This is a genomic window from Aminobacter aminovorans (assembly GCF_900445235.1).
Taxonomy (GTDB): Bacteria; Pseudomonadota; Alphaproteobacteria; order Rhizobiales; family Rhizobiaceae; genus Aminobacter; species Aminobacter aminovorans.
The window spans coordinates 3149444-3175779 of the sequence record NZ_UFSM01000001.1; the positions used below are offsets into that span (position 1 = coordinate 3149444).

Consider the following 26336-nt stretch of genomic DNA (forward strand, 5'->3'; position numbering starts at 1 on the left):
ATGAATGACGAGGGCGTGGTCAGCGACGAGGTTTCGGGTGCGAATGCCGGAGACCCTGAAGGCGGGCCACGCCCCTACATCAGTTTCCGGGGCAAGGTCGAGCCGCGCTGGCTCGACGTCAACCAGCATATGAACGTGTCCTGGTACGACCATGTCTTCGACACCGCCGAAAGCGACCTGTTCGAAGTCTTCGGCATCCATGACGACTATATCAGGCGCACAAGTTTCAGCTTCTTCCGGCTGGAGAAGAGCGTTCGGTACGAGCGCGAGTTGATGCCTGATGCAAGGCTTGAAGCACGCAGCGTCGTGCTGTGGACCGACCTCAAGCGCGTCCACCATTTTCATGAATTGTGGAATGTCGACCAGAACTATCGTGCGGCGACCGTCGAAGGCTTGTCGATCCATGTCGACCTGCGGCTGCGCAAGGCAGCCAGGATCGTCGAGGCTGCCGTGGCCGATCCGCTGACAAGGCTTGCCCAGGAGCACGCGCGCCTGCCGTGGCCCAAGGGCGTGGCGCGGCGAGACTTCAGGGCAAGGACGTGACGTTCAGCGACCTCGAATTCGACTATGTCGTCGTTGGCGCTGGTGCGGCCGGCTGCGTGCTCGCTGCCCGGCTGTCCGAGGACCACAATGTGCGGGTCGCGGTGATCGAAGCCGGCGGGCTGGACAAGAGCATGCTGATCCGCATTCCCGGCGCCAATATCGTGACCGGCACGCATCCGGCCTACAACTGGAGCTACGAAAGTGAGCCCGTGGAAGCGCTGGGCGGCCGCAAGCTCTACTGGGCACAGGGGAAGATCGTCGGCGGGTCGAGCTCGATCAACGGCATGATGTACATGCGAGGCCACCGTCGGGACTATGACAGGTGGAAGGCGCTCGGCAACAATGGATGGGGCTATGACGACGTCCTGCCCTATTTCAAAAAATCCGAAACCAACGAGCGTGGCGCCAACGACATCCATGGCGACAAGGGGCCACTTCAGGTTTCCAAGGGGCAGGGCACCGCACCCGTCTGCGACATGTTCCTCGATGCGGCGGCCGGGGAAGGCCTGCCGCTGACCGATGACCTCAACAAGAATGCGGCCGAAGCCTTCGGCCATGTCGACCTGACCATAGGCCGTGGCAGACGGTCGAGTACGGCTGCCGCATTCCTGCATCCGGCGCTGAAGCGGCCTAACCTGACATTGATCGTCAATGCGCCGGTAAAGCGGGTCGTGATAGAGGCGGGGATCGCGACTGGCGTGGTGTTCGTTCATGAGGGGCGGCCTCGGGTGGCGCGCGCGGTCAAGGAAGTGATCCTCAGCGGCGGCGCGGTCAACTCGCCGCAATTGCTGATGCTGTCGGGCGTGGGCAACGCGGCCAGCTTGCAACGCCTCGGTATCAAGGTTGCCGCCGACCGTTACGAGGTTGGTCAGAACCTGCAGAACCACCCGATGTATCGGCTGATGTACACGACGACCAAGCCGGTCAGCGCCTACAATCACGTCAAACCATGGGGCGCGTTGAAGGCTGGAGCGCAATATGTGTTCCAGCGTCGTGGGGTGCTGAGCCGCGGGCTGTTCCCCACGTCGGGCTATTTCCGCGCCATCGAGGGCGATCCCGGCAGCGAAATCCAGGTCTGCATGGCGCCGGCGACGGTCATCCGCCGTGGACTGGGCGTGCTCGGCATCCTGCCGCGGGAACATGGCTTCACGCTGCTGCTCAACCACGGCTCGCCTTACAGCCGAGGCCAGGTGACGCTGAAGTCGGCCGATCCGATGACACATGCGGCGATATCGCCCAACTATTTTTCCGATCCGCGTGATCTTCACATCCTGGTGGAAGGTGCAGACCGGGCCCGCGCGATCGTCAACCAGCCAGCGCTTCGCGGCGTGCTCGACAGGGAACTGCTGCCGGCGCGGCCGATCCGTTCGCTTGTCGATATCGCCGAGGACATATTGGCGACGGCCGTGACCCACTATCATGCCGCCGGCACCTGCCGGATGGGCGCGGACGCAGATTCAGTGGTCGATCCTCAGTTGCGCGTGCGTGGTGTCGAAAGGCTGCGTGTCGCCGACGCGTCGATCATGCCGGTGCTGGTCAACGGCAACACCTATGCTGCGACTGTGATGATCGCGGAGAAGGCTGCGGACATGATCAAGGCAGCCGCCTAGGCCGTTTACCAACGAAATACGATAGTTAGCGAATGAAAGTGATGGAGTAGACGAGATGGAAAAGCGCGTTCTCGGCCGCACGGGCCTCGAGGTTTCGGTGGTCGGTCTCGGCTGCAATAACTTCGGCGGCATGATCAAGAGTCTCGACACCAATGGCGCCCGCAAGGTGGTGCATGCGGCGCTCGATGCCGGCATAACGCTGCTCGACACCTCGGATTCCTATGGCGTCAATGGCGGGTCGGAAGCCACACTGGGCGAGGTGCTTGGTGATCGCCGCAAGGATGTTGTGCTGGCGACCAAGTTTGCGTCGCCGCTCAACCGGGAAAAGAGCAACCGCTACAACGGTTCGCGTGGCTATATCATGAATGCCGTCGAAGACAGTCTGCGCCGGCTCAAGACCGACTATATCGATCTCTACCAGTACCATTTCCCCGACCCGCAAACGCCGGTCGAGGAGACGCTGCGGGCGCTCGACGATCTCGTGAAGCAGGGCAAGATCCGCTATCTCGGCTGCTCGAACCTGCCGGCATGGATGCTGGTCGATGCCAGCTGGACTTCGCGCCATCACAATCTGCACAGCCTGCAATCCACCCAGGCCGAGTACAATCTGATATCGCGCACGGCCGAGACAGAGCTGTTCCCGGCGATGCGCCGCACCGGCATGACGCTTTTGCCCTATTTCCCGCTGGCGAGCGGCCTCCTGACCGGCAAATACCGCAAGGGTCAGGCGCTGCCCGAGGACACGCGCATGAACATGGCCTATTTCAAATCCGGCCTGACCGACGCCAATCTCGACAAGGTCGAGAAGCTGATTGGCTTCAGTGAAGCGCGCGGACGCACCATCCTCGAGCTGGCGTTCTCCTGGCTGGCCTGCCAGCCGATCGTTTCCAGCGTAATTGCGGGTGCCACCCGTCCCGAGCAGGTGGTGGCCAATGCCGCGGCTGCCTCGTGGAAGCTGACGGCAGCGGAACTCGCCGAGATCGACACGATCTGCAAGTGATTGTGCGGCGCACAAAGTTGCCGGCGCTTTAGTCCCTTTGGACGATTGCACCCCATGGCGGGAAACGTAGTTTCCTTAGAGCTACCAAGTTGAATTGTCAGCGGAAACCCTTGATATGAGCGATCTGGTTGAGCCGCGTACGGCAGACATAACCTATGAGACGGCCGAGCCGGTTCTTTACGAAACCGAAGGGCCGATCGCCTGGGTAACGATGAACCGCCCGACGTTCAACAACGCCCAGAACTCGCAGATGACCTATGCGCTCGACGACGCCTTCAAGCGTGCCGTCGACGACGATGCGGTTAAGGTCATCATCCTGCGCGGCGCGGGCAAGCATTTCTCGGCCGGCCATGACATCGGCACGCCGGGCCGCGACGTCAACAAGACCTTCGACCGTCGCCTGATGTGGTCCGACCACACCAACAAGCCGGCCGCCGAAATGCTCTACACCCGGGAGCACGAGGTCTATCTCGGCATGTGCCGACGCTGGCGCGATATCCCCAAACCGACGATCGCGCTGGTGCAGGGCGCCTGCGTCGCCGGCGGGTTGATGCTTGCCTGGGTCTGTGACTTCATCGTCGCCACCGACGATGCCTTCTTCCAGGATCCGGTGGTGCGCATGGGCATTCCCGGCGTCGAATATTTCGCGCATGCCTTCGAGCTGCCGCCGCGCATCGCCAAGGAATTCCTGATGATGGGCGAACGCATGCCGGCGTCACGCGCCGAGCAGTTCGGCATGGTCAACAAGGTGGTGACCCGCGCCGAACTCGACGGTGCAGGCCGGACAATGGCGGAAAAGCTGGCGCAATATCCGCGCCTCGGTCTCTGGCTGTCGAAGCAGGCGATCAACCATGTCGAGGACCTGCGCGGCAAGCGCACCGCCATGGATGCGCATTACCACATGCATCATTTCGCCCATGCCCAGAACGACCTGACCACCGGCAACACACTGGGCGGACAGGACGCCAGGAGCATGGCCGCGGCCAACAAGAAGCAGGCCGGCGAGGCTTGAGCCCGCCGCCTAGACCAACGGGAATTTCCAAGCGTGGATCTTGATTACACCGACGAGCAGAAGGCCTTCCGCCAGGAAGTGCGCTCCTGGCTCGAAAAGCACGTGCCCGGCAAGCCGCTGCCGTCTTTCGACGCCAGCCGCGAGGGCTTTGAGGCGCATCGCGCTTGGGAGCGCGTGCTGGCAGAGGGCCGCTGGGGCATGGTGACCTGGCCGGAAAGCTATGGCGGACGCGGGCTCGACCTGATCCAGTGGCTGATCTTCGAGGAAGAATACTATCGTTCCGGCGCGCCGCTACGCGTCAACCAGAACGGCATCTTCCTGCTTGGGCCGACGCTGATGGAGTATGGCACGCAGGAGCAGAAGGCCCGCTTCCTGACCTCGATGGCCTCAGGCGACGAGATCTGGGCACAGGCCTGGTCCGAGCCGCAGGCCGGTTCAGACCTCGCCTCGGTGCGCGCGACAGGGGTGCTGGCAGGCGACGAGTATGTGCTCAAGGGCCACAAGATCTGGTCGTCGCGCGCCGTCTTCGCCGACTGGGCCTTCGGCCTATTTCGCACCGATCCTGCTTCGCAGCGCCACAAGGGCCTGTCGCTGATCTTCTTTCCGCTCAACGCCCCCGGCGTGCGGGTGCAGGCGATCCCGCAGATCGACGGCGAGACCGGCTTTGCCGAAATCTTCCTCGACGACGTACGCGTGCCCGCCTTCAACCGCCTCGGCGGCGAGGGCGAGGGCTGGAACATCTGCATGGCGACAGCCGGCTTCGAGCGTGGCCTGATGCTGCGCAGCCCGGCGCGTTTCCAGGTGGCAGCGCGCAAGCTTGTCGAGCTGTTCAAGCTGCATGAGGCGGAAGTCGAGCCGACCGTGCGCGCTGCGGTGCTGCAGTCCTGGATGGATGCCGAGGCCTACGCGCTATCGATCTACGCCACCGCATCGCGGCTTGCCGCAGGCGGCCATATCGGCGCCGAGGCCAGTACCAACAAGATCTTCTGGTCGGAAATGGACATCGCCATGCACAAGGCGGCATTGTCGATCCTGGGTGCGCGCGCGGAACTGTTGCGCACGGCACCCGAGGCGGGCGACATCGGCCGCTGGCTGGACGGTTACTTCTTCTCATTGGCCGGGCCGATCTACGCCGGCTCGAACGAGATCCAGCGCAACATCATCGCCGAGCGCATGCTCGGGCTGCCGCGTGCGTAAGGGAAGCGAGAAGATGGATTTCCGTTTCTCTGAAGAACAAACGATGACGGCTGACGTCGTCCGTGAACTGCTTACCGACGTGTGCCAGCCGGCCGACCTGCGCCGGCTGATGGGCGAGGGCGCGGCCCGCGACGAGGCCCGCTGGGCCAAGATCGGGGAGATGGGACTTGCCGGCGCGCTGGTGGCCGAAGGCAAGGGCGGGCTCGGCCTGTCGGCAATCGACTTCGTGCAGATCGCCGAGGCCTGTGGTTATGCCGGCCTACCGGAGCCGCTGGTCGAGAATGCCGGTGTGGCGTTGCCGCTGCTTGCTGCCTTCTCCGACAATCCCCGCGCTGCGGCGCTGCTTGAACGCGCGCTTGCCGGCGAGGTGACGATCACAGTTGCCCATCCGGCCAATCCGTTCGTCGCAGACGCCGACACGGCCGAGGCGGTGCTCGTCGTACGCGATGGTGCTGTGCATCTGGTCGAGACCTCCAAGGCAAGGATCGTGGCCCAGCCAAGCGTCGATCCATTCCGCCGGCTGTTCACCGTCGAGTTCGAGCCGGGCGCCGAGACGCTGGTGGCCGACGCCAAGGATGCCGAGGCAGCCCTTGCCGCCGCTCTCGACCGTGGCGCGCTGTTTGCAGCCGCGCAGATGCAGGGCCTCGCCCAGCGCTGCGTCGACCTTGGTGTCGCCTATGCCAAGGAACGCCAGCAGTTCGGCAAGCCGATCGGCTCTTACCAGGCGGTCAAGCACCATCTAGCTACCGCCCAGGTGAAGATCGAGTTCGCCCGTCCGGTGCTGCATGCGGCAGCTGCGCAGCTCGAGCAGGGCGATCTCTACAGTCGCGCCCGCATCTCGCAGGCCAAGCTTGCCTGCGCTGACGCCGCCGACGTCGCTGCCCGCACCGCGATCCAGGTGCATGGAGCCATGGGTTATTCCTGGGAGGTGGATGTCCACTTCTTCCTTAAGCGCGGCATCGCGCTGACCAATTGGTGGGGCGGCACCGCATTTCATCGCGAGCGCGTCGCGCGCCGCGTCTTTGGGCGCCCGCTTGGACCCGAACACACCTTTGCCAGAGAGGCCTGATATGCCGGAAGCCTATATCGTCGACGCCATCCGCACGCCGGTCGGTCGCAAGAAGGGTTCGCTTGCCGGCCTCCATTCCGCCGATCTTGGCGCTGCGCCGATCAAGGGCCTGATCGCCCGTACTGGCATCGACCCGAGCGCGATCGACGATGTCATCTATGGCTGCACCGACACGATCGGCTCGCAGGCCGGCGATATTGCCCGCACCTGCTGGCTGGTGGCTGGTCTGCCCGATCATGTCCCTGGCGTGACCGTCGACCGCCAGTGCGGTTCGGCCCAGCAGGCAGTGCATTTCGCCGCCCAGGCAGTGATGAGCGGTACTCAGGACCTCGTGATTGCCGGCGGCGTGCAGAACATGAACATGATCCCGATGGCGTCGGCCATGCTGGTCGGGCCGCAGTTCGGCTTCCCCGATCCGTTCAGCACCTCGCCGGGTTGGCGCGCCCGCTATGGCGACCAGGAGGTCAGCCAGTTCCGCTCGGCGGAGATGATCGCCGAGAAATGGCAGTGCAGTCGCGACGAGATGGAGCAGTTCGCGCTTGAGAGCCACCAGCGCGCGATTGCCGCCATCGATGCCGGCCGCTTCAACGGCGAGATCGTGCCCGTCGGCGACTTTGCCGTGGACGAGACGCCACGTCGCGACACCTCGCTCGACAAGATGGCGACGTTGAAGACTTTGGTCGAAGGCGGTCGCGTGCATGCCGGCGTCGCCAGCCAGAACGCGGATGCGTCGGCGGCGCTGTTGATCGCCTCGGAGCAGGCTGTAAAGGACCACAATCTCAAGCCGCGCGCCCGCATCCACCACATCAGCGTACGTGGCGACGACCCGGTCTGGATGTTGACAGCGCCGATCCCGGCGACGCGCCATGCGCTTAAGAAGACCGGCCTGAAGATCGAGGACATCGACCTGTTCGAGTGCAACGAGGCCTTTGCGTCAGTCCCGCTCGCCTGGATCAAGGACCTTGGCATCCCGCGCGACAAGGTCAACGTCAATGGCGGGGCGATCGCACTCGGCCATCCGCTCGGCGCTACCGGCGCGCGCATCATGACGACGATGCTGAACGAACTCGAGCGCCGCAACGGCCGCTATGCGCTGCAGACCATGTGCGAAGGCGGCGGCCAGGCCAACGTGACCATCATCGAGAGGCTCTGACCATGCCGTGCTATGCCTTTGAGGGCATCGTGCCGGTGGTCGACCCCACCGCTTACCTGCACCCGACGGCGGTGCTGATCGGAGACGTGACGATCGGGCCGCGCTGCTACATCGGCCCCGGGGCGTCGCTGCGGGGCGATTTCGGCCGCATCACTGTTGTCGGCGATGCCAGTGTGCAGGACAACTGCACGCTGCACACCGGCTCGGGCTCCGACTGCATCGTCGGCCGCGGGGCGACCGTGGGCCACGGCGCAATCCTGCATGGCTGCACGGTGGGGGAGAATGCGCTGATCGGCATGAATGCCGTGGTGCTCGACGGCGCCGTCATTGGCGATGACAGCCTGGTGGCAGCACTCAGCCTGGTGAAGAACGAGGTGGTGACGCCTCGACGTAGCCTGATCGCCGGCAATCCAGCCAAGGTGATCAAGGAGATGCCGGAAGCTGCCATCATCTGGCGCAACAATGGCGACGGCGAGTACCAGCGGCTGGCCGACCGGTCGCTTGCCGATCTCGTGGAATGCGAACCGCTCCCCGTCGCGGAACCCGACCGCAAACGTAATGCCGGCAAGGCGCGCGCCGTGCGCCTGTCGACCAAGACAAGGTGAGAAGGACTGACATGGCAGGGATCTGCGAAGACAGGGTTGTGATCGTCACCGGCGCCGGCCGCGGCCTCGGCCGTGCCTACGCGCTGGGCCTCGCGGCGGAAGGCGCGAAGGTCGTGGTCAACGATCTCGGCGTCGGCACTCATGGCGACGCGACGGCGGAGACGCCGGCGCAGCAGGTGGTTGACGAAATCAAGGCCATGGGCGGCCAAGCCGTCGCCAACTATGACGACGTCACCGATTTCGAGGCCGGCGGCCGCATCGTCAAGGCGGCGCTTGACGCCTTCGGCGACCTGCATGCCGTCGTCAACAATGCCGGCTTCGTGCGCGACCGCATGTTCGTGTCATGCACGCCGGACGAATGGGACGCGGTGCTGCGCGTGCATCTGCGCGGCCATTTCTGCGTCAGCCGCCATGCCGTCGACTACTGGCGCGCCCAGCAGAAGGCCGGCAAGACGGTCGACGCCCGCATCATCAACACCTCTTCGGGCGCCGGCCTGCAGGGTAGCGTCGGCCAGAGCGCCTACTCGGCGGCCAAGGGCGGCATCGCCTCGCTGACCTTGGTGCAGGCAGCCGAGCTCCGCCGCTACGGCATCACCGCCAATGGCCTTGCGCCGAATGCCCGCACGCGCATGACAGAGACCGCCTTTGCCGAGGCCATGCAGGCCAAGGACGGCGAGTTCGATATCTTCGCGCCTGAGAACACCGCACCCCTGGTTGCCTGGCTTTGCAGTTCGGCGTCGGCTGATGTCACCGGCCAGATCTTCGAGCTGATCGGCGGCAAGATCCGCATCTGCCTCGGCTGGAACGACGGCCCCGAATTCGACAAGGGTGGCAGATGGGACGCAGCCGAACTCGGCGACCGGATCAAGGAACTGGTGGCCACGCGTCCGGCACCGAAGGCGGTCTACGGGGCGTAGGCGAGCCACTGCCTCAGGAAGAACTGAAGGGCGTCGGGCTACCGGCGCCTTTTCTTTGGTCAATGCAGTATCCCCGGGGATGCCGCATCCCGGGGGACGCGCAGTCTGGCCAACGCGGCCAAGAAAAAAGGGCGGCGCTTGCGCACCAGCCCTTGGGGAAAAGTCTGCACCTGCCGCTCCGGAGCCCGCATCGGAGGGCAGGCGCTCGCGATCAGGCGTCTTGGGGGACCTCTTCGCGCAGAATGTTCTTGAGCACCTTGCCTTGCGGGCTGGTGGGCAGGGACGGACGGATCTCGACGCTGCGCGGGCATTTGTAGTTGGCCATGTTGGCGCGCGACCAGTCGATGATGTCCTTCTCGGTGGCGCTGGTGCCTGGGCGCAGCACCACATAGGCCTTGCCGACCTCGCCAAGACGCTCGTCTGCCACACCGATCACGGCAACGATGCCGATGGCCGGGTGCTGGCTCAGGATGCGCTCGATCTCGGCCGGATAGCAGTTGAACCCACCGGTGATGTACATGTCCTTGAGACGGTCCTCGATGCGCAGGTTGCCGTCGCTGTCGAAGTAACCGATATCGCCGGTGTGCAGCCAGCCCTCGGGGTCGATGGTCTTGGCCGTCGACTTGGGATCGTTGAAGTAGCCCTTCATGACGATGTAGCCGCGGATCACCACTTCGCCGGGCTTGCCGTCGGGCAGGAAATGGCCGTCGTCGCCCATGATGCGGACTTCGACGCCGGGGGCTGCCTTGCCGGCGGTGTTGGCGATCACGTCATCCGGATCTGTCGCCAGGCACATGGTGCCGTAGCCGCCGCATTCGGTCAGGCCATAACCGTTGACCACGCCGGCGAAACCGAGCTCCTCGCGCATGCGCCGGATAAGGATCGACGGCACGACCGCGCCGCCGGTGACGCCGAGGCGCAGGCTGGAGGTGTCGAATCTCGCCAGTTCCGGATGCTGGAGCATGCCCTGGAAGATGGCGGGCGGGCCGGGGATGACGCTGATCTTCTCCTCGGCAACACGCTTGAGGATTTCGCCGGCATCGTAGGTGAGATGCGGCATGAGCACTGCGCCGCGCATCAGCGAAACGATGGCGCCGGAGCGATAACCGAAGGCGTGGAAGAAAGGCGGGATGACCAGGATACGGTCATGCTCTCGGATGCCGACCCGCGTTGCCCAGGCATCGATGGCCTGGAGGCACTGCTGGTGACCGTACATGACACCCTTGGGATAACCCGTGGTGCCTGAAGTGAAGAGCATGTCGCAGAGATCATCGGGGCCCACATTGGCCTCGCGTGCGGCGAGCTCGGCATCGCTGATGCTGGCGCCTGATGCAACGAAGCTGTCCCAGTCGCGATCGCCTTTGCTGCCTTCGCCTATGACGACCACTTCGCGCAGCAGTTCGCGCGTTTCCGCCCGCAACTGGTCGGGATAATAGGAGTTGAGGAAGTCGCCGACAGAAAACAGCAGCGAGGTGCCGCTGCGCTTGACCAGTTCGGCGATCTCGGCGCCCTTGAAGCGGGTGGAGGCGGGAATGAGCACGGCTCCAGCGGTGACGAGGCCGAGTGCGGTGGCAAACCATTTCCAGGTGTTGGGCGCCCAGATCATGATGCGGTCGCCCTTCTGGACGCCGGCAGCGATCATCGCCTTGGCGACCCGCTTGCGCAGCGCGTCGAGCTCGACGAAGTTCAAGACGACGCCGTTGTCCTCAACTGCAGTGCGTGTGCCATAAAGCTCGGCCGCGCGTGCGCAGAGGGCAGGAATGGTGGTGAACTTCCAGTCGGCGTCTTCTGAGATCATCTGTCTACCTGGAGGCACTGGGCCTGTTCGACGGTTGGCGGCCGCGGGCGCGGTGGCCGGGCTAGTGTGGCGGGAACATAGGCGTCGGCGAGCGGCCAGCATCGTCCGAAGAGACGAATAAACCTTCCGGCGACCGACATAAAGGCTGTAGGACTGCGTGCAGACGCGCGCTGGACCACGCCTGGAGTTACGACATGAGCAATGCCCCGCAACCGGCTGCCTCTACCTTCGATGGCAGGGTCGTCATCGTGACCGGCGGCACCAAGGGCATCGGTCGGGCAATCGCCGAGGGTTTTCTCGGCGCGGGCGCAACCGTGGTCGTCTGCGCACGCACCGAGCCCGACAGCCTGCCGCATTCGAACGGTAACAGGGCGATCTTCATGCAATGCGACGTGCGCACGGCCCAGGCTTGCAAGGAACTTGTCGATCGCGTCGGCGAGGAACATGGCCGCATCGACGTGCTGGTCAACAATGCCGGCGGCTCGCCCCATGTCGATGCGGCGACCGTATCACCGCGTTTCTCCGACGCCATCGTCAATCTCAACCTGATGGCGCCGGTCTATCTGTCGCAGGCGGTCTACCATTGGATTTCCCGGCTGCCGGAAGGCGGCAACATCATCAACATTGCCAGCGTGTCCGGCCGTCGTCCGTCGCCGGGCACTTCCGTCTATGGCGCGGCCAAGGCCGGCCTGCTCAGCCTGACCACCAGCCTTGCACAGGAGTGGGCGCCCAAGGTGCGGGTCAACGCCATCATCGTCGGTCTCATCGAGACCGAGAAGGCGGACGAGACCTATGGCTCGCACGAAGCCCAGCAGGCGATTGCCGCCTCGGTGCCGATGAAGCGGATGGGACGTGGCGACGACATTGCCCGTGCCGCCCTCTATCTTGCCAGCCCGACGGCAACCTTCGTCACAGGCGCGCAGCTGGAGGTGCATGGCGGCGGCGAGACGCCGTTGTTTCTTGACCTGATCAAACGCTACGCGCCGGACGCGAACTGACCGTGGCCGGTCGGTCGGAAGCTCCAGGTGCCACGCCCGATCACGACCGGTTGGTCGAATTGCTCTATGCCGGAATCAGCCAAGCAAGGCCGTTCGACAGTTTTCTCAAGGGGTTGCGGTCATCAGTTGATGCCGAAAGCAGCACGCTGATCATTGAGCGCCAGCGCCGCGATCGCCCAGGAGCGATCTATTCCGGTGCTGCGTCGGAAGAGCGCATTGCCCGCTACAACGACCTTTACACGCAAGACCCGTTCATTGATCTGCCGCTTGGCAAGGTGACGACGCTTGCCGAGCTTATCGGCGAGGACGGGTTCTCGCGCTCGGAATTCATGACGAGTTTCATGACCTGCTCGGGCTGGATGCATGTCGTGGGCGCCGACATCCTGGAACCGTCAGGCGCCAGGGTACGGATGCGTGCGACGCGCGTGTTGGGCCGGGACAATTTCGGCATCGCCGAGCGCGAGACATTCCGCCGGCTATTGCCGCATCTGACGCAGGCGATGGGGTTGTTTCTCAGGCTGAACGGGCTGGAGGCAGAGCGCGAGCTGTTTGCCGGCGCGCTGGGGCGGTTGGCGGTGGGGGCCATCATCGTCGACCGCGACTGCCGTATCCTGCAGGCGACGCGACAGGCGGAGACGATCCTGGCTGAAAAGGACGTGCTGAAGAACGATCGCGGCAGGCTCCGACTGCTCGACGAGGCCGGGCCGAGCGGCGCGTTCAACGCGGCGGTGGCCGAGTTTGCCGAGGCCAGTGATGCTTCCCTTGTCGGCTCGCGCGCATTCTCGATACATCGCTCCAGCGGCGAGGCGCTCGGGCTCGTCGTCAGGCCGGCGCCGCATTCGGCCAAGCTGCAGGCACCGCTGCGCGGGGCGGCACTCGTCATCATCGCCGACGCCGGCAACAGCGTAGCGCCGCAGCCGGCGGTGCTGGTCATGCTGTTCGGCCTGACGCCGGCCGAGGCCGAACTTGCGACACTTATGGGGCAAGGCCTCGACCTCGACGATGCCAGTGCCGCGCTCGGCATCACCAAGAATACCGCCAAGGCGCATTTGCGCATGGTGTTTTCCAAGACCGGGGTGAACAGGCAAAGCGAACTCGTGCGCCTGTTGCTGCGTTCTGTCGACGAACTGGGCTAGACCTCTCACGCTCCGCAATCGCTCGGGATCGCCCGTTCGAACGATGCTTCAGGGCCCTGTTCTGCGCGATGCTGCGATCGTTGCAGGACGTGGAGGAGCGCGGAATGTCCCTTGAGGTCAATGAGCTGGTGGCGGACACGCGAGCGGCGATGCGCCGACTGGCGAAGTCGGTGGTGATCCTGAGCACGAGCCATCAAGGCCAGCGGCTGGCCATGGCCGCGACCGCTGTCGACAGCCTGAGCATGGAGCCGCCGTCACTGCTCGCCTGCGTCAACCGGAGCGCTTCGATCTTCGCCGCGTTCCAGGCGAAATTGCCATTCTGTGTCAACATATTGGCACGAAATCATGAAGCATTGGCGCAACGTTGTGGCGGCCAGGTGAAGGGCGAGGCGCGCTTCGCCGAGGGTGACTGGCGCGAGCGCCAGTGCATTCCTTATCTTGGCGACGCACAAGCCAACATCTTCTGCGCCAACGACGGAGAATTCTATTATGGTACCCATGGCGTGTTCGTGGGGCGGATTACCGACGTCGCACTGTTCGGCAGCATCGAGCCGCTGATCTATGCCGACGCCCGCTACATCGGCGCGCATCTGGCGATGTGATACAAACGCTTATCGACCTGACAGCGGAAAGGCCGGCAAGGTGGTGCCGGCCTTTGTCATTTCCGGTGCGGGAAAAGGCGGCCGGCACCTGTGGTACCGACCGCTGGTAACCTATTCGGCGGCAGCGACGCGCAGCTTCTTGCCTCGGAAATGCGGGATCACCTCGCAGCCAATCAGCTCGATCGTCTCCATGATCGCTTCATGCGGCACGGTGCCCATCTGCGACAGGAACATGATCTCGTCGGCACCGGCCTCGAACAGGCGCTCGACGTAGCGGATACAATCCTCCGGCGTTCCATAGGCGTCGTTGATGTCGTCGAGATAACCATAGGCCTGCGGATTGTAGGCGATCTTGTCTTCCCCGAGCTTGGCGAACTTGTGCTCGCGCACCTTGTCGAGGGCAGCGAGATGCTCCTCCGGGCTCATGTCGTCAACCTCAGGCCTGGGGCCGCCCTGGTACCAGTGCGACAGCGCCTCGGCAAAGAAGCGCTGGCCGCGCAAGCCGATGCGGCGGGCCTTGTCGCGGTCACGCAGGACGATGGCCGGGCACAGGGCGGAAAGATGCTCGGTCGGACGCAAACCGACCTGGTCTTCCAGTTTGCGCTCGGCAAAGGCCTTCCGGTAGGCGTCGCTCTTGGTCTTGATCTCGTCGGGGCCGCCGAAACCCATGACCAGCGCACCGAGGCCACGCGAGCCGGCTGTCACCACCGCTTCCCAGCGCGTGCAGGCCATGAACATGCGCGGGTGCGGTTGCTGCAGTGGCTTGGGATGGACGGGGCGGGCAGGGAACTTGATGTACTGGCCGTCATGCTCGACCACTTCTTCGCTGAAGAGGCGCGGGATCAGATACATGCTCTCGTCGATCAACGGCTGCAGTTCGGACAGCTGGTAGCCGAAGGCACCGGCTTCCTGCTGGCTGCCACCCTTGCCGACGCCGAAGTTGACGCGGCCATTGGACAGGATGTCGAGCATGGCGACGCGCTCGGCAACCTTGATGGGATGGTTCATCGCCGGCGGCAGGCAGACAACGCCGTGGCCGATCTCGAGTTTCTTCGTCTGGCCGGCGACGAAGGCGAGGAAGGTTTCCGGCGCCGACATGTGCGAATACTGCGTCAGGCCATGGTGCTCGACGCACCAGACCCCGTCGAAGCCGCTCCTGTCGAGCTGCACGCACTGCTCCGCCATCTCGCGGAACACCTGCTGTTCGGCTTCCCGGTGGGTTTCGGCGATCTGTGCCTCGTAGATCATGGAAAATTTCACTGGCAGGCTCCTCCACTTTAGACAATTGCCCCTTCGGCATGGGCTGGAGTCTCCGGTGTGAGGTCACGAAATTCATCGTTCGATCGGGTGAGGGCTGTTACACGGCCGATGGCATTGGGCCAGGCGAGGCAGCTGCTGGCTCAATTCAATGGTCCTTATGGACGATGCCGGCCAATCGCGTTAGGCCGAAACGGCGGCATCGATTTCCGTGGAGACCAGAATATGACTTCCAGCATTTGCAGCCGGGGCGCCGTTGTCGCTGCCTTGGTGTCGTTCACCGCGCTTACGTGTGCCAGCACGGCCCGAGCCGAAGAGACGATCAAGATTGGCGGTATCATGTCGCTGACCGGCGCCGGCGCCTCGATCGGCAAGAATGCCGAGGTGGCCTGGAAGCGCGCGGTCGACGACATCAACGCTGCCGGCGGCATCCTTGGCAAAAAGGTCGAGCTGGTGCTGGCCGACACGATGACCGACCCGACGCATGGCGTGAGCGAGATGCGCCGCCTGATCGAGAGCGAGAAGGTCACAGCTGTGGTCGGTCCCGCGACCAGCCAGGAAACGACGCCGCTTATGCCGATCGGCACCGAAGCCAACATCGCCCAGATTTCGAGCGCGGCTTCGACGCAGCTGACACCTCAGGTCGGACCGTACCATTTCTCGACCTCGCCGATCGGCGAGAACCAGATGATCCCCAACATCGCTTACGCACTCGACATGCTGAAGCTGACCAAGCTGGCGCTGATCTCCGACAATGGCGGTATGTCGAAGGCCGCGGTGTCCGACATCGTCAACTACATGAAGGGCAAGGGTGTGGAGCCTGTCGCCATCCAGGAATTCGCCTTCCGCACCGAGGACATGACCCCGCAGCTGTTTTCGCTTCGCAACTCCGAGGCGGAAGCAGTGCTGCTGATCAACTCGATCGGCGACGATGCCCGCAAGATGCTGGAAAACCGCTATGATATCGGCTGGGACGTCCCGGTGCTGGCAAGCCTGACCATGACCAACTACGCCGTCGGCAACGCCGCCACCATCGGCACGGAACCGTTTGAGGGCGTCTATTCGGTGCAGTTCGAGGGCATGACCTTCTGCCCCGGCGATGCCTTGGGCGAGAAGCCGTTCGCCAAGTTCGCGGAGAAGGCCAAGGCCGACATTACTGATCTCGACCGCATGGGCGGGCCGTCGGCATTGGTGCCCTATTACATCCAGCCCTTCATCCTGGCTGCTGCCATGAACGGCTCGGGCAAGACCGACGGCAAGTCGGTCGCTGCCTGGATCGAGGCCAATGCAGGCGAGATCAAGACGCTGACGGGCAAGCTGGCGGCCAGCGCAGACAACCACTTCCTGCCGTCGGTGGAGAGCCTCAAAGTCGTCAAGAACCCCTACCAGCTGCGCGAAGACGGTCTGGTAGAGCGCGCCGACTGCGCCCGGTAAGCACCAGAACGATTCAACGTGCGAAAGGCGTCGCCGGTTTCCGGCGGCGCCTTTTTTCATTGGCTCACCCGATCGAACGATGCGGCAAACCGCTGGGTTTGCCTCCATGTCAGCCGACGAAATGCCGGGGAGATTGGTTATGGAATTGGCGCTCGATGCGGATATTGCCGCGATGGCGGAGATCATCGCCAGGCGACCGGCGCTCGACCTCGACCATGTCGAAATCCCGGCGCTCCGCGCTGCGGTGCATGCGGCGGGATGGCCGACGGAGCGCGTCGAGATGGCCGCGGTCGAGGACATGACCGTTGCCGGCGGCGTCGGAGATATTCCGGCGCGGCTCTACAAGCCCCGTCAAGGCGAGGCATTGCCGCTGCTGGTCTTCCTGCATGGCGGCGGCTTCGTGCTGTGCTCGCTGGATACGCATGACAATTTCTGCCGGGCGCTGGCCAAGGCGGGCGATTGCGCGGTGCTGTCGATCGACTACCGGCTGGCGCCGGAATACCGGTTTCCGGCGGCTTATGAGGATGCATCGGCTGCACTGGAATGGGCAGCGGGTAATGCTGCCGCACTAGGCTGCGATGGCAGGAGGCTGGCGCTCGCCGGAGACAGCGCCGGGGGCAATCTGGCGGCCGCGGTCGCGCTCCATGCTTCACCGGAGGTCCGCCTGAAACTGCGACACCTTTTGCTGTTCTATCCTGCTTTGGATCCCACGGCTTCCGGCACGAGCTACGACACCTTCCCGCAGACTCCGTTCCTCAGCTCCGAGATGATGCGCTGGTACTGGCGGCAATATGTCAGCAATGCGGATCTGGCAGATCCGCGGGTCGCGCTGTTGCGGTCGCACGATCTTGCGCGATTGCCGCAGACGACCGTCGCCATTGCCGAGTTCGATCCGCTGCGCAGCGAGGTCGAGGCTTTCTGCTTGGCGCTCACCGAATCGGGTGTCGACCTTGAGACACGACGCTACGACGGCGTCTCGCATGGCTTTGCCAGCATGGTCGGGCTGATCGGCAAGGCGCGGCTGGCGATCGACCATGGCGGCGTCAGGCTGCGCGACGCATTTATCCGGAGCGCGTGAGATGCTCGAGGTCAGGCTGGCGCGTGCCGAGGCGATGCTCGACATCATTGCGCTCGAGGCAAATTATGCCCGTGCCTGGGATTACGGCAACCACATCGAGTGGGCGAAGGTGTTCACCGCAGACGGCGTGTTCGAGATGGCCGCCGTTGGCGATCGTCCGGCGCTCAAGGTAGAGGGCCGAGATCAGCTGTCAGCCTTCTGCAAAGACTTCACCTCGAATTTCACGGGTGTGCATGTGCCCGGTCTGCCGCTGCTCGAAATCGACGGCGACGAAGCTATGGGGCACCTGCATTTCCAGTTCGTTGCCGTCGGCCGGCTCGCTGCCAACCACACGATGAGCCGAACGGCCTGTGGCCAGTATGACGTGCGTTACCGCAGGACCGATGAGGGATGGCGCATGGTCCATAGGTTGGAAAAAGCCTTCAGTAACGCGCGCAGTGAGTTCTTCGATTTCTGACGGTTCAACGACGCTCCTCAAGTATCATATCAGCTGCGCGCCAGGCCAACGCCATCACAGGGCCGTTGGTATTGCCGGAGATCGGGGCCGGGATGACCGACGCATCGACCACGCGAAGGCCGTCGACGCCACGGACGCGCAGCCGGTCGTCGACGACAGCGCCAGCATCGTCGCCCATCCGGCAGCTGCCGACCGCGTGCAGTCCCGACACGAAGGTCGAGCGGAAGGCAGCAAGCATGTCGTCGTCCGATTGCACTGCCAGACCCGGCCACAGCTCTTCCTGCACAAAGGGTCGCAACGCTGGCTGGCCGACGAAGTCGCGCATGATGCGCATCATCGCGACCGCCGTGCGCCGGTCGCATTCTGTCGCCAGCCAGTTCGGCCGTATTAACGGCATGTCGCGCATGTCCGCCGATCGTATCGTTATCTCGCCGCGGCTTTCCGGCCGCAGGGCGTAGCCGATGATGGTGATGCCGGGCCGGCCTTCGAGCTTCAGCCGGCCCTGCAGCAGCCCGCGGGCAAAGGTGTAGGGCGACAACGACAGCTGCAGGTCGGGATAGGCGACCTCAGGCGAAGAGCGGACGAAGCCGCCCATTTCCGACGCACCGAAGCTCATCAGGCCCGTGCCGGCGAGGTAATAGCGCATAACCTCGCCAACCAGACGCAGGCCGCTGAGCCTGGGGTTGTGGCCATGCATTCCGGCAAGGCGATAGGGCAGTGCCACGACAAGATGCTCGGCGCAGTTGCGGCCGACGCCCGGCAGGTCGGCGATCGTGTCGACCCCGGCCGACAAAAGCACGTCGTGGCGGCCGATACCCGAAACCTGCAGCAGTTGTGGTGACTGGATCGCGCCGCAGGCGACGATGACCTCGCTTGCCGCCCGCGCGGTGCGTTTGCGACCGCCCGCGACATATTCGACGCCTACCGCCCGACGGCCTTCGAACAGGATGCGCAGGACCTGGGCGCCGGTGCGGACGATGAGGTTCTTGCGCCGCATCGCCGGCCGGAGGAAGGCGCGGGCCGCGCTCATGCGCCGCCCGTTGTGGTCGATCGTATGCGTGTAGGTGCCGACGCCATCTCGCCTGATGCCGTTGAGATCGTCGAGATGATCGAGGCCGAGCGAGGCGCCTGCGTCGAGGATCGCCTGGCCGAGGGGATTGGCCAGAGGACGAACGCTGACCTGCAAGGGACCATTGCCGCCCTTGATGGCATCGCCACCAAGCTGATGGTTCTCTATCTTGCGGAAGACTGGCGCCATCTCGGTCCAGCTCCAGCCCTTGACGCCGAAGTCGGCCCAGCTGTCGTAGTCCTCGGGGGCGCCCCGGCAATAGAGCATTCCGTTTATCGAGCTAGATCCGCCAAGCCCGCGGCCGCGCGCCCATGTCTCGGCCTCCGGCCGGCCCTCTTCATGCTCGACAGGAAAGTTCCAGGAGCGTTTCGGATGCTTGGTCAGCTTGACCCATCCCCGGGGCATCCGGACCAAGGGATGAAGGTCCGATGGTCCGGCCTCGAGGACAAGCACCCTGTGTCCCGGGTCCTCGCTCAGCCGGTTGGCCAGCACGCAGCCGGCCGAGCCGGCGCCAACGATGATCGTATCGAATTCACTCATGCCGCGATGTCTTGCGCGTGCGCGCCGGCTCGCATCCTGCAAACGAACTAGCCCGGGCAAGCGTTGCTCGGGTCCAGGCCGACATATGCGGTAGTCCGCATGGACGATGTTCGGCTCGCCTGCATCCTGTGATTTCTCCTTGAGGAGTCGTCACGCCATGCAGCGTGGCGGCCTTGCGCGCACATCAATGCCGGCGCGCATCCAGACCGGCACCAAAGCCTACGTTCCTGGGGAGGAATGACATGAAGAAATCCATTCTCGCGGCAGCTTTGCTGCTGTCGACCGCGCTGACTGCCGCAGCACAGGATGCAAGCGTCAAGCTCGGCGTGCTCAACGACCAGAGCTCGTCCTTCTCCGCGCTCGGCGGCACGGAGGTGACCGAGGCGGTCAAGCTTGCAATCTCCGACTTTGGCGGTCAAGTGCTGGGCAAGCCGATCGAACTGGTCTCGGCCGATCATCAGAACAAGCCCGAGATCGCACTGTCCATTGCCCGCGAATGGCTGGAGCGCGACAATGTCGACGCGCTGTTCGATGTCGCCAATTCGGCAATCGCGCTTTCGGTCAACAACCTTTTGGGCGAACAGAAGAAGCTCGGCTTCTTCGTCTCGCCGATGACCGACAAGATGACCGAAGCCGACTGCAACGGCTACGGCATGGCCTGGGCATATGACGCCTATTCACAGGTACGTTCGTCGGTCAGCGCCCAGCTCAAGGCCGGTGGCGAGACCTGGTTCATCCTGTCGCCGGACTATGAAGCCGGCAAGGTGCTGGAAGCCGGCGTGAAGACTGCCGTCGAGGAAGAAGGCGGCAAGATACTGGGTTCGGTGCGGGCGCCGCTCGGCACCACCGACTTCTCGTCCTACATACTGCAGGCCCAGGCCTCGGGCGCCAAGGTTCTGGCGTTGACCGTCAATGGTCCTGAACTGGTCAATGCGCTCAAGCAGGTCCAGGAATTCGGCCTGATCGACCAGGGTATGCGCGTGGCGCTGACCGTGCTGCACCAGTCGGATGCGCGCGCCATCGGCCTTGAAGCGCTGAAGGGCATCCAGTTTGCGGCCGCCTGGTATTGGAACACCGACGACGCCTCCAAGCATTTCAAGGAAGAGATGCAGAAGAAGACCGGCAATGCTCCGGGCTGGGTTGCGGCCGGCGCCTATTCCGCAGCTACCAACTACCTGAACGCCGTCAAGGCCGCCGGTACCGACGAGCCGACCGCAGTGCTCGCCAAGCTGCGCGAAGGCAAGATCAACGACCTGTTCGCAAAGAATGCGACGCTACTGCCCAACGGCCGCCTCGTGCATGACATGCAGTTGCTCGAGGTGCGTGCGCCCGGCGAGGCGTCAGATGCACAGGACGTGTTCAAGGTCGTGACCACCGTTCCGGCCGACGTCGCCTTCCGCTCGATCGACAAGAGCGCCTGCAAGCTGGCCAATGGCTGATCTGACAGCGCCGGGCGGCACGTTCGCCGTCCGGCGCATTCACCCGATGGAGTGACGACTTGCCCGGCTATCTGATCTTCGAGATCGAAATCACCGACGAGGCCGCCTGGCAGCACTATCGCGAAGTCGCCGGGCCGATCATGGCGGCCGGCGGCGGGCGTTTCGTCTTGTCGAGCGATCGCATCGAAAGCCTCGAGGGCGGCTGGCAGCCGGCATCGATCGCGGTGGTCGAGTTCCCGAGCGCTGACGCCGCGCGCCAATTCTACCATTCGGAAGACTACCAGAAGGTGGTGGCGCTCAGGCAGCTGGCATCACGCGGCAAGGGCATTCTCGTCAACGCATGACGGGCGCCCTGTGCCGCATATTTCCTAGAGTACGTGGAGGACAAGGTGCAGCAAGGCACTGCGGGCGACTACATCATCGAGGCGTCCGGGCTGAGCCGGTATTTCTACGGCTTCGCCGCCGTGAAGGACGTTGACCTCAAGGTCCGGCGCAATACCATCCACGCCCTGATCGGCCCCAACGGCGCCGGCAAGACGACGACCTTCAACCTGATCACCAAGTTCCTGCAGCCGAGCGAAGGTACGATCCGATACAACGGCGAGGACATCACCGCGCTGAAGCCGGAAGAGGTGGCGCGCAAGGGCATTGTTCGATCGTTCCAGATTTCGGCGGTGTTTCCGCGCATGAGCGTGCGTGAAAACGTGCGCATGGCACTGCAGCGGCCGACAGGGACCTCCTATCGCTTCTGGCAAAGCGAACGCACGCTCGGCGTGCTCAACGATCGCATCGATGAGCTGCTCGACGCTGTCGGCATGCTTTCCTATCGCAACCATGTCGCGGTCAATCTGCCTTATGGACGCAAGCGGGCGCTGGAGATTGCCACGACGCTGGCGCTGGATCCCGAGATGCTGCTGCTCGACGAGCCGACCTCGGGCATGGGCCATGAGGACGTAGACCGCATCGCCGAGCTGATCCGTAAGGTAGCAAGCGAGCGCACTGTCCTGATGGTCGAGCACAATCTGTCGGTGGTTTCGGCCCTTTCCGACACCATCACCGTGCTGGCGCAGGGACGGGTGCTGGCCGAGGGCAACTACGAGACCGTGTCGCGCGATCCGCGCGTTGTCGAAGCCTATATCGGTGGCGCAGATGACTGAGACTTCCAAGGTGGTGCTCGACATAGCCGACCTGCATGCCTGGTACGGCGAGAGCAAGGCGCTCCACGGCATGAATTTTGACATCCGCGAAGGCGAACTCGTCACGCTGCTGGGCCGCAACGGCGCCGGCAAGACGACAGCGCTGCGCTGTATCATGGGCCTGGTGCGCAAGAAGACCGGCGTTATCACCTATCGCGGTGAGAACGTTGCAACGCGGGCGCCTGAATTCATCGCCCGGCGCGGCATCGCCTATTGCCCGGAGGAACGCGGCATCTTCTCGAGCCTGTCGGTTGCCGAGAACCTGGAGCTGCCACCGGTCATTGCCAAGGGCGGCATGACGGTGGATGAGATTCTCGAGCTGTTTCCCAATCTCAAGGCGCGCTGGCAGAGCCCCGGCACCAAGCTGTCGGGTGGCGAGCAGCAGATGCTGGCCATCGGTCGCATCCTGCGCACGGGCGCCAAGCTTTTGATCTTCGACGAGCCGACCGAGGGCCTCGCGCCAGTCATCGTCAAGCAGATCGCCGTCGTGCTCGAGAAGCTGAAGGCGAGGGGTTTCACCATCCTTCTGGTCGAGCAGAACTTCCGCTTCGCTTCCAAGCTCGCCGACCGGCATTTCGTCGTCGACCACGGCAAGGTGGTCGAGCGCTTCAGCCGCGACGAACTCGCCGGCAACGAAGCCAAAATCCAAGCTTATCTCGGGGTGTGATGGCCATGATGGACCTGATTGGCGTTCCGCCAACCCTTCTTTTCGGCCAGCTGCTCGTCGGCCTCATCAACGGTTCGTTCTACGCCATGATGAGCCTGGGCGTGGCGATCATCTTCGGCATGTTGCGCATCGGCAACTTCGTCCATGGCGCGCAATACATGCTGGGTGCATTCGGCGCCTGGTATCTCATGCGCTTGCCCGAACTGTTCCCGGGTCTTGGTCTGCCGTCCATCGGCTACTGGTGGGCGCTGGTCATCGTTCCACTGGTGGTGGCTGTCATCGGCGCACTGATGGAGCGCATCTTCATCCGCCGCGTCTACGATCTCGACCATGCCTACGGCCTGCTTTTGACCGTCGGCCTCGCCATGGCGATCGAGGGGGCCTTCAACGTCTATTACGGTGCCGCCGGCCAGATGTACGGCGTGCCGGAGTCTCTGAAAGGCGGTATCAATCTCGGATTCATGTTCCTGCCGATCTACCGCGCCTGGGTTATCGCTGCGGCAATCGTCGTCTGCTTCGGCACCTGGTACATGGTCGAGCGAACCAAGCTCGGCTCTTACCTCCGGGCCGCGACCGAAAATCCCGATCTCGTCCGCGCTTTCGGCATCAACGTGCCGCGCTTGTTGATGCTGACCTACGCGTTCGGTGTCGGTCTTGCCGGTTTCGCCGGCGTCATGGCAGCCCCGATCTACCAGGTCAGCCCGCAGATGGGGCAGGGCATGATCATCACCATCTTCGCCGTCGTGGTCATCGGCGGCATGGGCTCGATCTTCGGCGCCATCGTTTCCGGCCTGATGCTCGGCGTGATCGAGGGCCTGACCAAGGTGTTCTATCCGCAGGCCTCGGCAACCGTGATCTTCATCATCATGGCGCTGGTGCTGATCTTCCGCCCGGCCGGCCTGTTCGGCAAGGAAACGACGAGCCACTCGGTCGCCGACGTCTCGTCGGGCCGCTCCGGCAGCTTCCTCGAGAACGGTCGCCTTTGGCTCGCGATCTTCACGGTCGGCGGCGTGGCGTTGCCGTTCCTCCTCTATCCCGTCATGGGCATGAAGATCCTGGTGCTGGCGCTGTTTGCACTCGCCTACAATCTGATCTTCGGTTACGTCGGCCTCCTCGCCTTCGGGCATGCCGCCTTCTACGGGGCGTCGGCTTATGTGACGGCGCATGCCGCTGCCGCCTGGGGCCTGCCGACCGAGCTCTGCATCCTTCTGGGCGTCATGGTGGCGACGACGATCGGCGCGCTGTTCGGCTGGCTGGCGATCCGCCGACAGGGGCTCTACTTCGCCATGATCACGCTTGCGCTGGCGCAGATCATCTATTTCTACGCAGTGCAGGCGCCATGGACCCATGGCGAGGACGGCATCCAGTCGGTGCCGCGCGGCATGCTGTTTGGCGTCATCGATCTCTCCAACACGCTGAACATGTACTACGTGACGCTCGCAGTGTTCCTCTCCGGCTTCGCCTTCGTCTACCGCATCATCCATTCGCCCTTCGGCCAGACACTGAAGTCGATCCGCGAGAACGAGCCGCGCGCCATTTCGCTCGGCTATTCGACCGACCGCTTCAAGCTGATCGCATTCACGCTTTCGGCGATGCTGTCGGGCGTAGCAGGCGGCCTCAAGGCGATTATCTTCCAGCTGGCGTCGCTGGCCGACGTCTTCTTCATGACCTCCGCCGACGTGCTGTTGATGACGCTGATCGGTGGCGTCGGCACGCTGCTTGGACCGGTGGTCGGTGCGGCGGTGCTGGTGACGCTGCAACGCGAGCTGGCCACCCTCGGTGCCTGGGTCGTGGTGGTGCAAGGCATCATCTTTGTTCTCTGCGTACTGTTCCTGCGCAAGGGCATCATCGGCACTTTGGAGGAATTCCTGGCGAACCGCGCCGAGCGCAAGGCTCAGCAGACGGCCGACCGCACCGAGGCCACGACGAAAATCACGGCGGTGCAATGAGCACGGCGTCGACTCTGGTCATCGGCATGGGGCCCGGACTTGGCCAGGCTTTGGTGAAGAAGTTCGCGCGCGAAGGACATCGTGTTGCCTTTGTCGGCCGCCGCGCAGAAGCGATTGCACGCTACGAGCAGGAGCTGAGGGCCGAGGGCCTCGATGTTACCGGATTTGTCGGCGACGCCGGCAAGCCCGAAGAGATGGACCATGTCCATGCGGCGATCCGCGAGCGGCATGGCGATGCCGAGGCGCTGATCTACAATGCCGCCATCATCGAGCCGGCGCGGTTCGTCACGCCGTCGCGACTGGGCGAGATAAGATACGGCACAGCCGACGGCTGGAAGCCGCATGGCGAGGCGGCCAGCGTCGATTACGTCGTCGACGCCTTCAGGACCAACGTGGCCGGTGCACTGCATGCAGCCCAGGCCGTTGCGCCAGGAATGATCGACCGCGGTCGCGGTACGATCCTGCTCACCGGTGGTGTGCTTGCCTTTGGACCGTGGATCGAATGGGGCGTGACCTCGCTCGGCAAGGCGGCGCTGCGCAGCCTCGGACACTCGCTGGAGAAGGAACTCACGCCTGCGGGTATCCATGTGTCGACTGTCGCCATCCATGGCACGATGCAGGCCGGAACGCCTTACGACCACGATCTGGTCGCTGCAGCCTACTGGAGGCTGCATGTCCAGCCGCGTGCAGAATGGCAGCCGGACTTCCACTTCAAGCAGGACGCCGAAGACGGCGGGGATCCCGACGCATGAGTGTACCGGCGATCAGGTTCGACGGCAAGCGGGTGCTGGTGACCGGCGGCGCCAGCGGCATTGGCGAAACGGTGGCAAGGCTGCTCTCGGATCTAGGCGCACGCGTGGTCATTGCCGACCTGAACCGCGAACAACTCGATCCGGCGGCACAACGCACCGCAGCAGCCGATGTCACCCAGGGCGACGTCGCAAGCGAGGACGATGCCGAGCGCATGGTCAGGGAAGCGATCGCTGCTCTCGGCGGCCTCGATCTCGTTTTCAACTCGGCCGGCATCGGCGACGACCTCGTGCCGGTGCACGAACAGTCGGTGGAACGCTGGCAGCGCGTCATCGACGTCAACCTCAAGGGCACTTACCTGATGTGCCGCGCCGCATCACGACCGATGCTGGCGCAGAAGCGCGGCGCCATCGTCAATGTGTCGTCCATCGTCGGGCTCGGCGGCTTCCCGCGCCGCTCGGCCTATGCTGCGGCCAAGGCCGGCATCAACCATCTGACGCACACGCTGGCCTGCGAATGGGGTCCCTCGGGCATCCGGGTCAACGCGATCGCACCGGCCTATACGCTGACGCCGATGGTTCAGGCGTTGCTCGAGCGCAAGGCATTCGACCCGACGATCCTGGAACGGCGTACGCCGCTCGGCCGACTGGCCCTGCCGGAAGAAATGGCGCGAGCCGCCGTGTTCCTGTTGTCGGACTGGGCGTCCTACATCACAGGCACGGTTCTGCCGGTCGATGGCGGCTGGAGCGCTTTTGGTGGCGCGGGTGATGTGGTGTCCGCTTAGGGACAATGGCCAGGTGTAAGCTGCAATGCAAAAGGCCGCGCATTTGACGCGGCCTTTTGCGTTCTGGTGTCCCGCG

Annotated in this window: 25 protein-coding genes and 1 pseudogene; 23 read left to right on the plus strand and 3 right to left on the minus strand. The window is 64.0% G+C overall.

Annotated features, from left to right (window positions below):
* The 9 genes from DY201_RS15500 (at window position 1) to DY201_RS15540 (ending at window position 9106) form a co-directional block, all read left to right on the plus strand.
* Window positions 1–543, plus strand: a complete 543-nt coding sequence (locus tag DY201_RS15500) for a thioesterase family protein (RefSeq protein WP_115731964.1) — start codon at window positions 1–3, stop codon at window positions 541–543.
* Window positions 540–2153 carry a GMC family oxidoreductase gene (locus tag DY201_RS15505; protein ID WP_115731965.1) on the plus strand — a complete coding sequence of 538 codons (1614 nt, stop codon included), beginning with the start codon at window positions 540–542 and terminating at the stop codon, window positions 2151–2153. Before DY201_RS15500 ends, DY201_RS15505 begins: the two co-directional genes overlap by 4 nt.
* Window positions 2154–2208: 55 nt before the next feature.
* Window positions 2209–3153 carry an aldo/keto reductase gene (locus DY201_RS15510; RefSeq protein ID WP_115731966.1) on the plus strand — a complete coding sequence of 315 codons (945 nt, stop codon included), beginning with the start codon at window positions 2209–2211 and terminating at the stop codon, window positions 3151–3153.
* Window positions 3154–3268: 115 nt separating this feature from the next.
* Entirely contained in the window at window positions 3269–4165 is an 897-nt protein-coding gene (locus DY201_RS15515; RefSeq protein ID WP_115731967.1) for an enoyl-CoA hydratase, read from the plus strand.
* Between the two features lie 33 nt (window positions 4166–4198).
* On the plus strand, window positions 4199–5362 hold the full coding sequence (locus DY201_RS15520; protein ID WP_115731968.1) for an acyl-CoA dehydrogenase family protein: 1164 nt from the start codon (window positions 4199–4201) through the stop codon (window positions 5360–5362).
* Between the two features lie 13 nt (window positions 5363–5375).
* On the plus strand, window positions 5376–6431 hold the full coding sequence (locus DY201_RS15525; RefSeq protein WP_115731969.1) for an acyl-CoA dehydrogenase family protein: 1056 nt from the start codon (window positions 5376–5378) through the stop codon (window positions 6429–6431).
* A 1-nt stretch (window position 6432) separates the two neighbouring features.
* Window positions 6433–7584, plus strand: a complete 1152-nt coding sequence (locus DY201_RS15530; protein ID WP_115731970.1) for an acetyl-CoA C-acetyltransferase — start codon at window positions 6433–6435, stop codon at window positions 7582–7584.
* A 2-nt stretch (window positions 7585–7586) separates the two neighbouring features.
* The gene (locus DY201_RS15535; protein WP_115731971.1) at window positions 7587–8189 is read left to right on the plus strand and encodes a gamma carbonic anhydrase family protein; all 603 of its coding nucleotides are present in this window, start codon (window positions 7587–7589) and stop codon (window positions 8187–8189) included.
* A gap of 11 nt (window positions 8190–8200) precedes the next feature.
* A complete protein-coding gene (locus DY201_RS15540) occupies window positions 8201–9106 on the plus strand; it encodes an SDR family oxidoreductase (protein ID WP_115731972.1) in 906 nt (301 codons plus the stop codon).
* 211 nt (window positions 9107–9317) lie between these two features.
* On the opposite strand, the gene DY201_RS15545 is transcribed toward DY201_RS15540, so the two are convergent.
* Window positions 9318–10904, minus strand: coding sequence for a FadD3 family acyl-CoA ligase (locus tag DY201_RS15545; RefSeq protein ID WP_115731973.1), 1587 nt, complete (start codon window positions 10902–10904; stop codon window positions 9318–9320).
* A gap of 194 nt (window positions 10905–11098) precedes the next feature.
* Here DY201_RS15545 and DY201_RS15550 point away from each other — a divergent pair, with 194 nt between their 5' ends.
* From DY201_RS15550 to DY201_RS15560, 3 genes are all read left to right on the plus strand, one after another.
* Complete coding sequence (locus DY201_RS15550; protein WP_115731974.1) at window positions 11099–11902, plus strand: SDR family oxidoreductase; 804 nt, start codon at window positions 11099–11101, stop codon at window positions 11900–11902.
* 2 nt (window positions 11903–11904) lie between these two features.
* A complete protein-coding gene (locus tag DY201_RS15555) occupies window positions 11905–13038 on the plus strand; it encodes a helix-turn-helix transcriptional regulator (protein ID WP_131922284.1) in 1134 nt (377 codons plus the stop codon).
* Between the two features lie 68 nt (window positions 13039–13106).
* Window positions 13107–13640 carry a flavin reductase family protein gene (locus tag DY201_RS15560; RefSeq protein WP_245432008.1) on the plus strand — a complete coding sequence of 178 codons (534 nt, stop codon included), beginning with the start codon at window positions 13107–13109 and terminating at the stop codon, window positions 13638–13640.
* Between the two features lie 111 nt (window positions 13641–13751).
* Here DY201_RS15560 and DY201_RS15565 read toward each other — a convergent pair whose 3' ends face one another.
* Window positions 13752–14900 carry an LLM class flavin-dependent oxidoreductase gene (locus tag DY201_RS15565; RefSeq protein WP_115731977.1) on the minus strand — a complete coding sequence of 383 codons (1149 nt, stop codon included), beginning with the start codon at window positions 14898–14900 and terminating at the stop codon, window positions 13752–13754.
* A gap of 222 nt (window positions 14901–15122) precedes the next feature.
* Between DY201_RS15565 and DY201_RS15570 the strand changes: the two genes are divergently transcribed.
* The 3 genes from DY201_RS15570 (at window position 15123) to DY201_RS15580 (ending at window position 17866) form a co-directional block, all read left to right on the plus strand.
* Complete coding sequence (locus DY201_RS15570; RefSeq protein WP_115731978.1) at window positions 15123–16331, plus strand: ABC transporter substrate-binding protein; 1209 nt, start codon at window positions 15123–15125, stop codon at window positions 16329–16331.
* A 139-nt stretch (window positions 16332–16470) separates the two neighbouring features.
* On the plus strand, window positions 16471–17409 hold the full coding sequence (locus DY201_RS15575) for an alpha/beta hydrolase (protein ID WP_165915865.1): 939 nt from the start codon (window positions 16471–16473) through the stop codon (window positions 17407–17409).
* A 1-nt stretch (window position 17410) separates the two neighbouring features.
* Window positions 17411–17866 (plus strand): nuclear transport factor 2 family protein, encoded by a 456-nt coding sequence (locus DY201_RS15580; RefSeq protein ID WP_165915864.1) that lies wholly within the window; start codon window positions 17411–17413, stop codon window positions 17864–17866.
* Window positions 17867–17870: 4 nt separating this feature from the next.
* On the opposite strand, the gene DY201_RS15585 is transcribed toward DY201_RS15580, so the two are convergent.
* The gene (locus DY201_RS15585) at window positions 17871–19475 is read right to left on the minus strand and encodes a GMC family oxidoreductase (RefSeq protein ID WP_115731981.1); all 1605 of its coding nucleotides are present in this window, start codon (window positions 19473–19475) and stop codon (window positions 17871–17873) included.
* 242 nt (window positions 19476–19717) lie between these two features.
* On the opposite strand from DY201_RS15585, the gene DY201_RS15590 reads away from it, so the two are divergent.
* From DY201_RS15590 to DY201_RS15620, 8 genes and pseudogenes are all read left to right on the plus strand, one after another.
* Entirely contained in the window at window positions 19718–20914 is a 1197-nt protein-coding gene (locus tag DY201_RS15590) for an ABC transporter substrate-binding protein (protein ID WP_115731982.1), read from the plus strand.
* 59 nt (window positions 20915–20973) lie between these two features.
* Window positions 20974–21258 carry a DUF1330 domain-containing protein gene (locus DY201_RS15595; protein ID WP_115731983.1) on the plus strand — a complete coding sequence of 95 codons (285 nt, stop codon included), beginning with the start codon at window positions 20974–20976 and terminating at the stop codon, window positions 21256–21258.
* A gap of 45 nt (window positions 21259–21303) precedes the next feature.
* Window positions 21304–22071, plus strand: a complete 768-nt coding sequence (locus DY201_RS15600; RefSeq protein WP_245432009.1) for an ABC transporter ATP-binding protein — start codon at window positions 21304–21306, stop codon at window positions 22069–22071.
* Window positions 22064–22777 carry an ABC transporter ATP-binding protein gene (locus DY201_RS15605; protein ID WP_115731985.1) on the plus strand — a complete coding sequence of 238 codons (714 nt, stop codon included), beginning with the start codon at window positions 22064–22066 and terminating at the stop codon, window positions 22775–22777. Before DY201_RS15600 ends, DY201_RS15605 begins: the two co-directional genes overlap by 8 nt.
* Before the next feature lie 5 nt (window positions 22778–22782).
* Window positions 22783–23691 (plus strand): annotated as a pseudogene (locus DY201_RS29745) (branched-chain amino acid ABC transporter permease); the annotation flags it as partial.
* 132 nt (window positions 23692–23823) lie between these two features.
* The gene (locus tag DY201_RS29750) at window positions 23824–24726 is read left to right on the plus strand and encodes a branched-chain amino acid ABC transporter permease (RefSeq protein WP_342635215.1); all 903 of its coding nucleotides are present in this window, start codon (window positions 23824–23826) and stop codon (window positions 24724–24726) included.
* Complete coding sequence (locus DY201_RS15615; protein WP_245432010.1) at window positions 24723–25478, plus strand: SDR family NAD(P)-dependent oxidoreductase; 756 nt, start codon at window positions 24723–24725, stop codon at window positions 25476–25478. Before DY201_RS29750 ends, DY201_RS15615 begins: the two co-directional genes overlap by 4 nt.
* Window positions 25475–26260 (plus strand): SDR family NAD(P)-dependent oxidoreductase, encoded by a 786-nt coding sequence (locus tag DY201_RS15620; protein ID WP_115731987.1) that lies wholly within the window; start codon window positions 25475–25477, stop codon window positions 26258–26260. The genes DY201_RS15615 and DY201_RS15620 overlap by 4 nt, the downstream gene beginning before the upstream one ends.
* Window positions 26261–26336: the final 76 nt, after the last annotated feature.

Coding starts and splice junctions, on each gene's coding strand:
- DY201_RS15500 (WP_115731964.1), top strand. CDS start 1: ATGAATGACGAGGGCGTGGTCAGCGACGAGGTTTCGGGTGCGAATGCC.
- DY201_RS15510 (WP_115731966.1), top strand. CDS start 2,209: ATGGAAAAGCGCGTTCTCGGCCGCACGGGCCTCGAGGTTTCGGTGGTC.
- DY201_RS15515 (WP_115731967.1), top strand. CDS start 3,269: ATGAGCGATCTGGTTGAGCCGCGTACGGCAGACATAACCTATGAGACG.
- DY201_RS15525 (WP_115731969.1), top strand. CDS start 5,376: ATGGATTTCCGTTTCTCTGAAGAACAAACGATGACGGCTGACGTCGTC.
- DY201_RS15530 (WP_115731970.1), top strand. CDS start 6,433: ATGCCGGAAGCCTATATCGTCGACGCCATCCGCACGCCGGTCGGTCGC.
- DY201_RS15535 (WP_115731971.1), top strand. CDS start 7,587: ATGCCGTGCTATGCCTTTGAGGGCATCGTGCCGGTGGTCGACCCCACC.
- DY201_RS15540 (WP_115731972.1), top strand. CDS start 8,201: ATGGCAGGGATCTGCGAAGACAGGGTTGTGATCGTCACCGGCGCCGGC.
- DY201_RS15545 (WP_115731973.1), bottom strand. CDS start 10,904: ATGATCTCAGAAGACGCCGACTGGAAGTTCACCACCATTCCTGCCCTC.
- DY201_RS15550 (WP_115731974.1), top strand. CDS start 11,099: ATGAGCAATGCCCCGCAACCGGCTGCCTCTACCTTCGATGGCAGGGTC.
- DY201_RS15560 (WP_245432008.1), top strand. CDS start 13,107: ATGCTGCGATCGTTGCAGGACGTGGAGGAGCGCGGAATGTCCCTTGAG.
- DY201_RS15570 (WP_115731978.1), top strand. CDS start 15,123: ATGACTTCCAGCATTTGCAGCCGGGGCGCCGTTGTCGCTGCCTTGGTG.
- DY201_RS15575 (WP_165915865.1), top strand. CDS start 16,471: ATGGAATTGGCGCTCGATGCGGATATTGCCGCGATGGCGGAGATCATC.
- DY201_RS15580 (WP_165915864.1), top strand. CDS start 17,411: ATGCTCGAGGTCAGGCTGGCGCGTGCCGAGGCGATGCTCGACATCATT.
- DY201_RS15585 (WP_115731981.1), bottom strand. CDS start 19,475: ATGAGTGAATTCGATACGATCATCGTTGGCGCCGGCTCGGCCGGCTGC.
- DY201_RS15590 (WP_115731982.1), top strand. CDS start 19,718: ATGAAGAAATCCATTCTCGCGGCAGCTTTGCTGCTGTCGACCGCGCTG.
- DY201_RS15605 (WP_115731985.1), top strand. CDS start 22,064: ATGACTGAGACTTCCAAGGTGGTGCTCGACATAGCCGACCTGCATGCC.
- DY201_RS29750 (WP_342635215.1), top strand. CDS start 23,824: ATGAAGATCCTGGTGCTGGCGCTGTTTGCACTCGCCTACAATCTGATC.
- DY201_RS15615 (WP_245432010.1), top strand. CDS start 24,723: ATGAGCACGGCGTCGACTCTGGTCATCGGCATGGGGCCCGGACTTGGC.
- DY201_RS15620 (WP_115731987.1), top strand. CDS start 25,475: ATGAGTGTACCGGCGATCAGGTTCGACGGCAAGCGGGTGCTGGTGACC.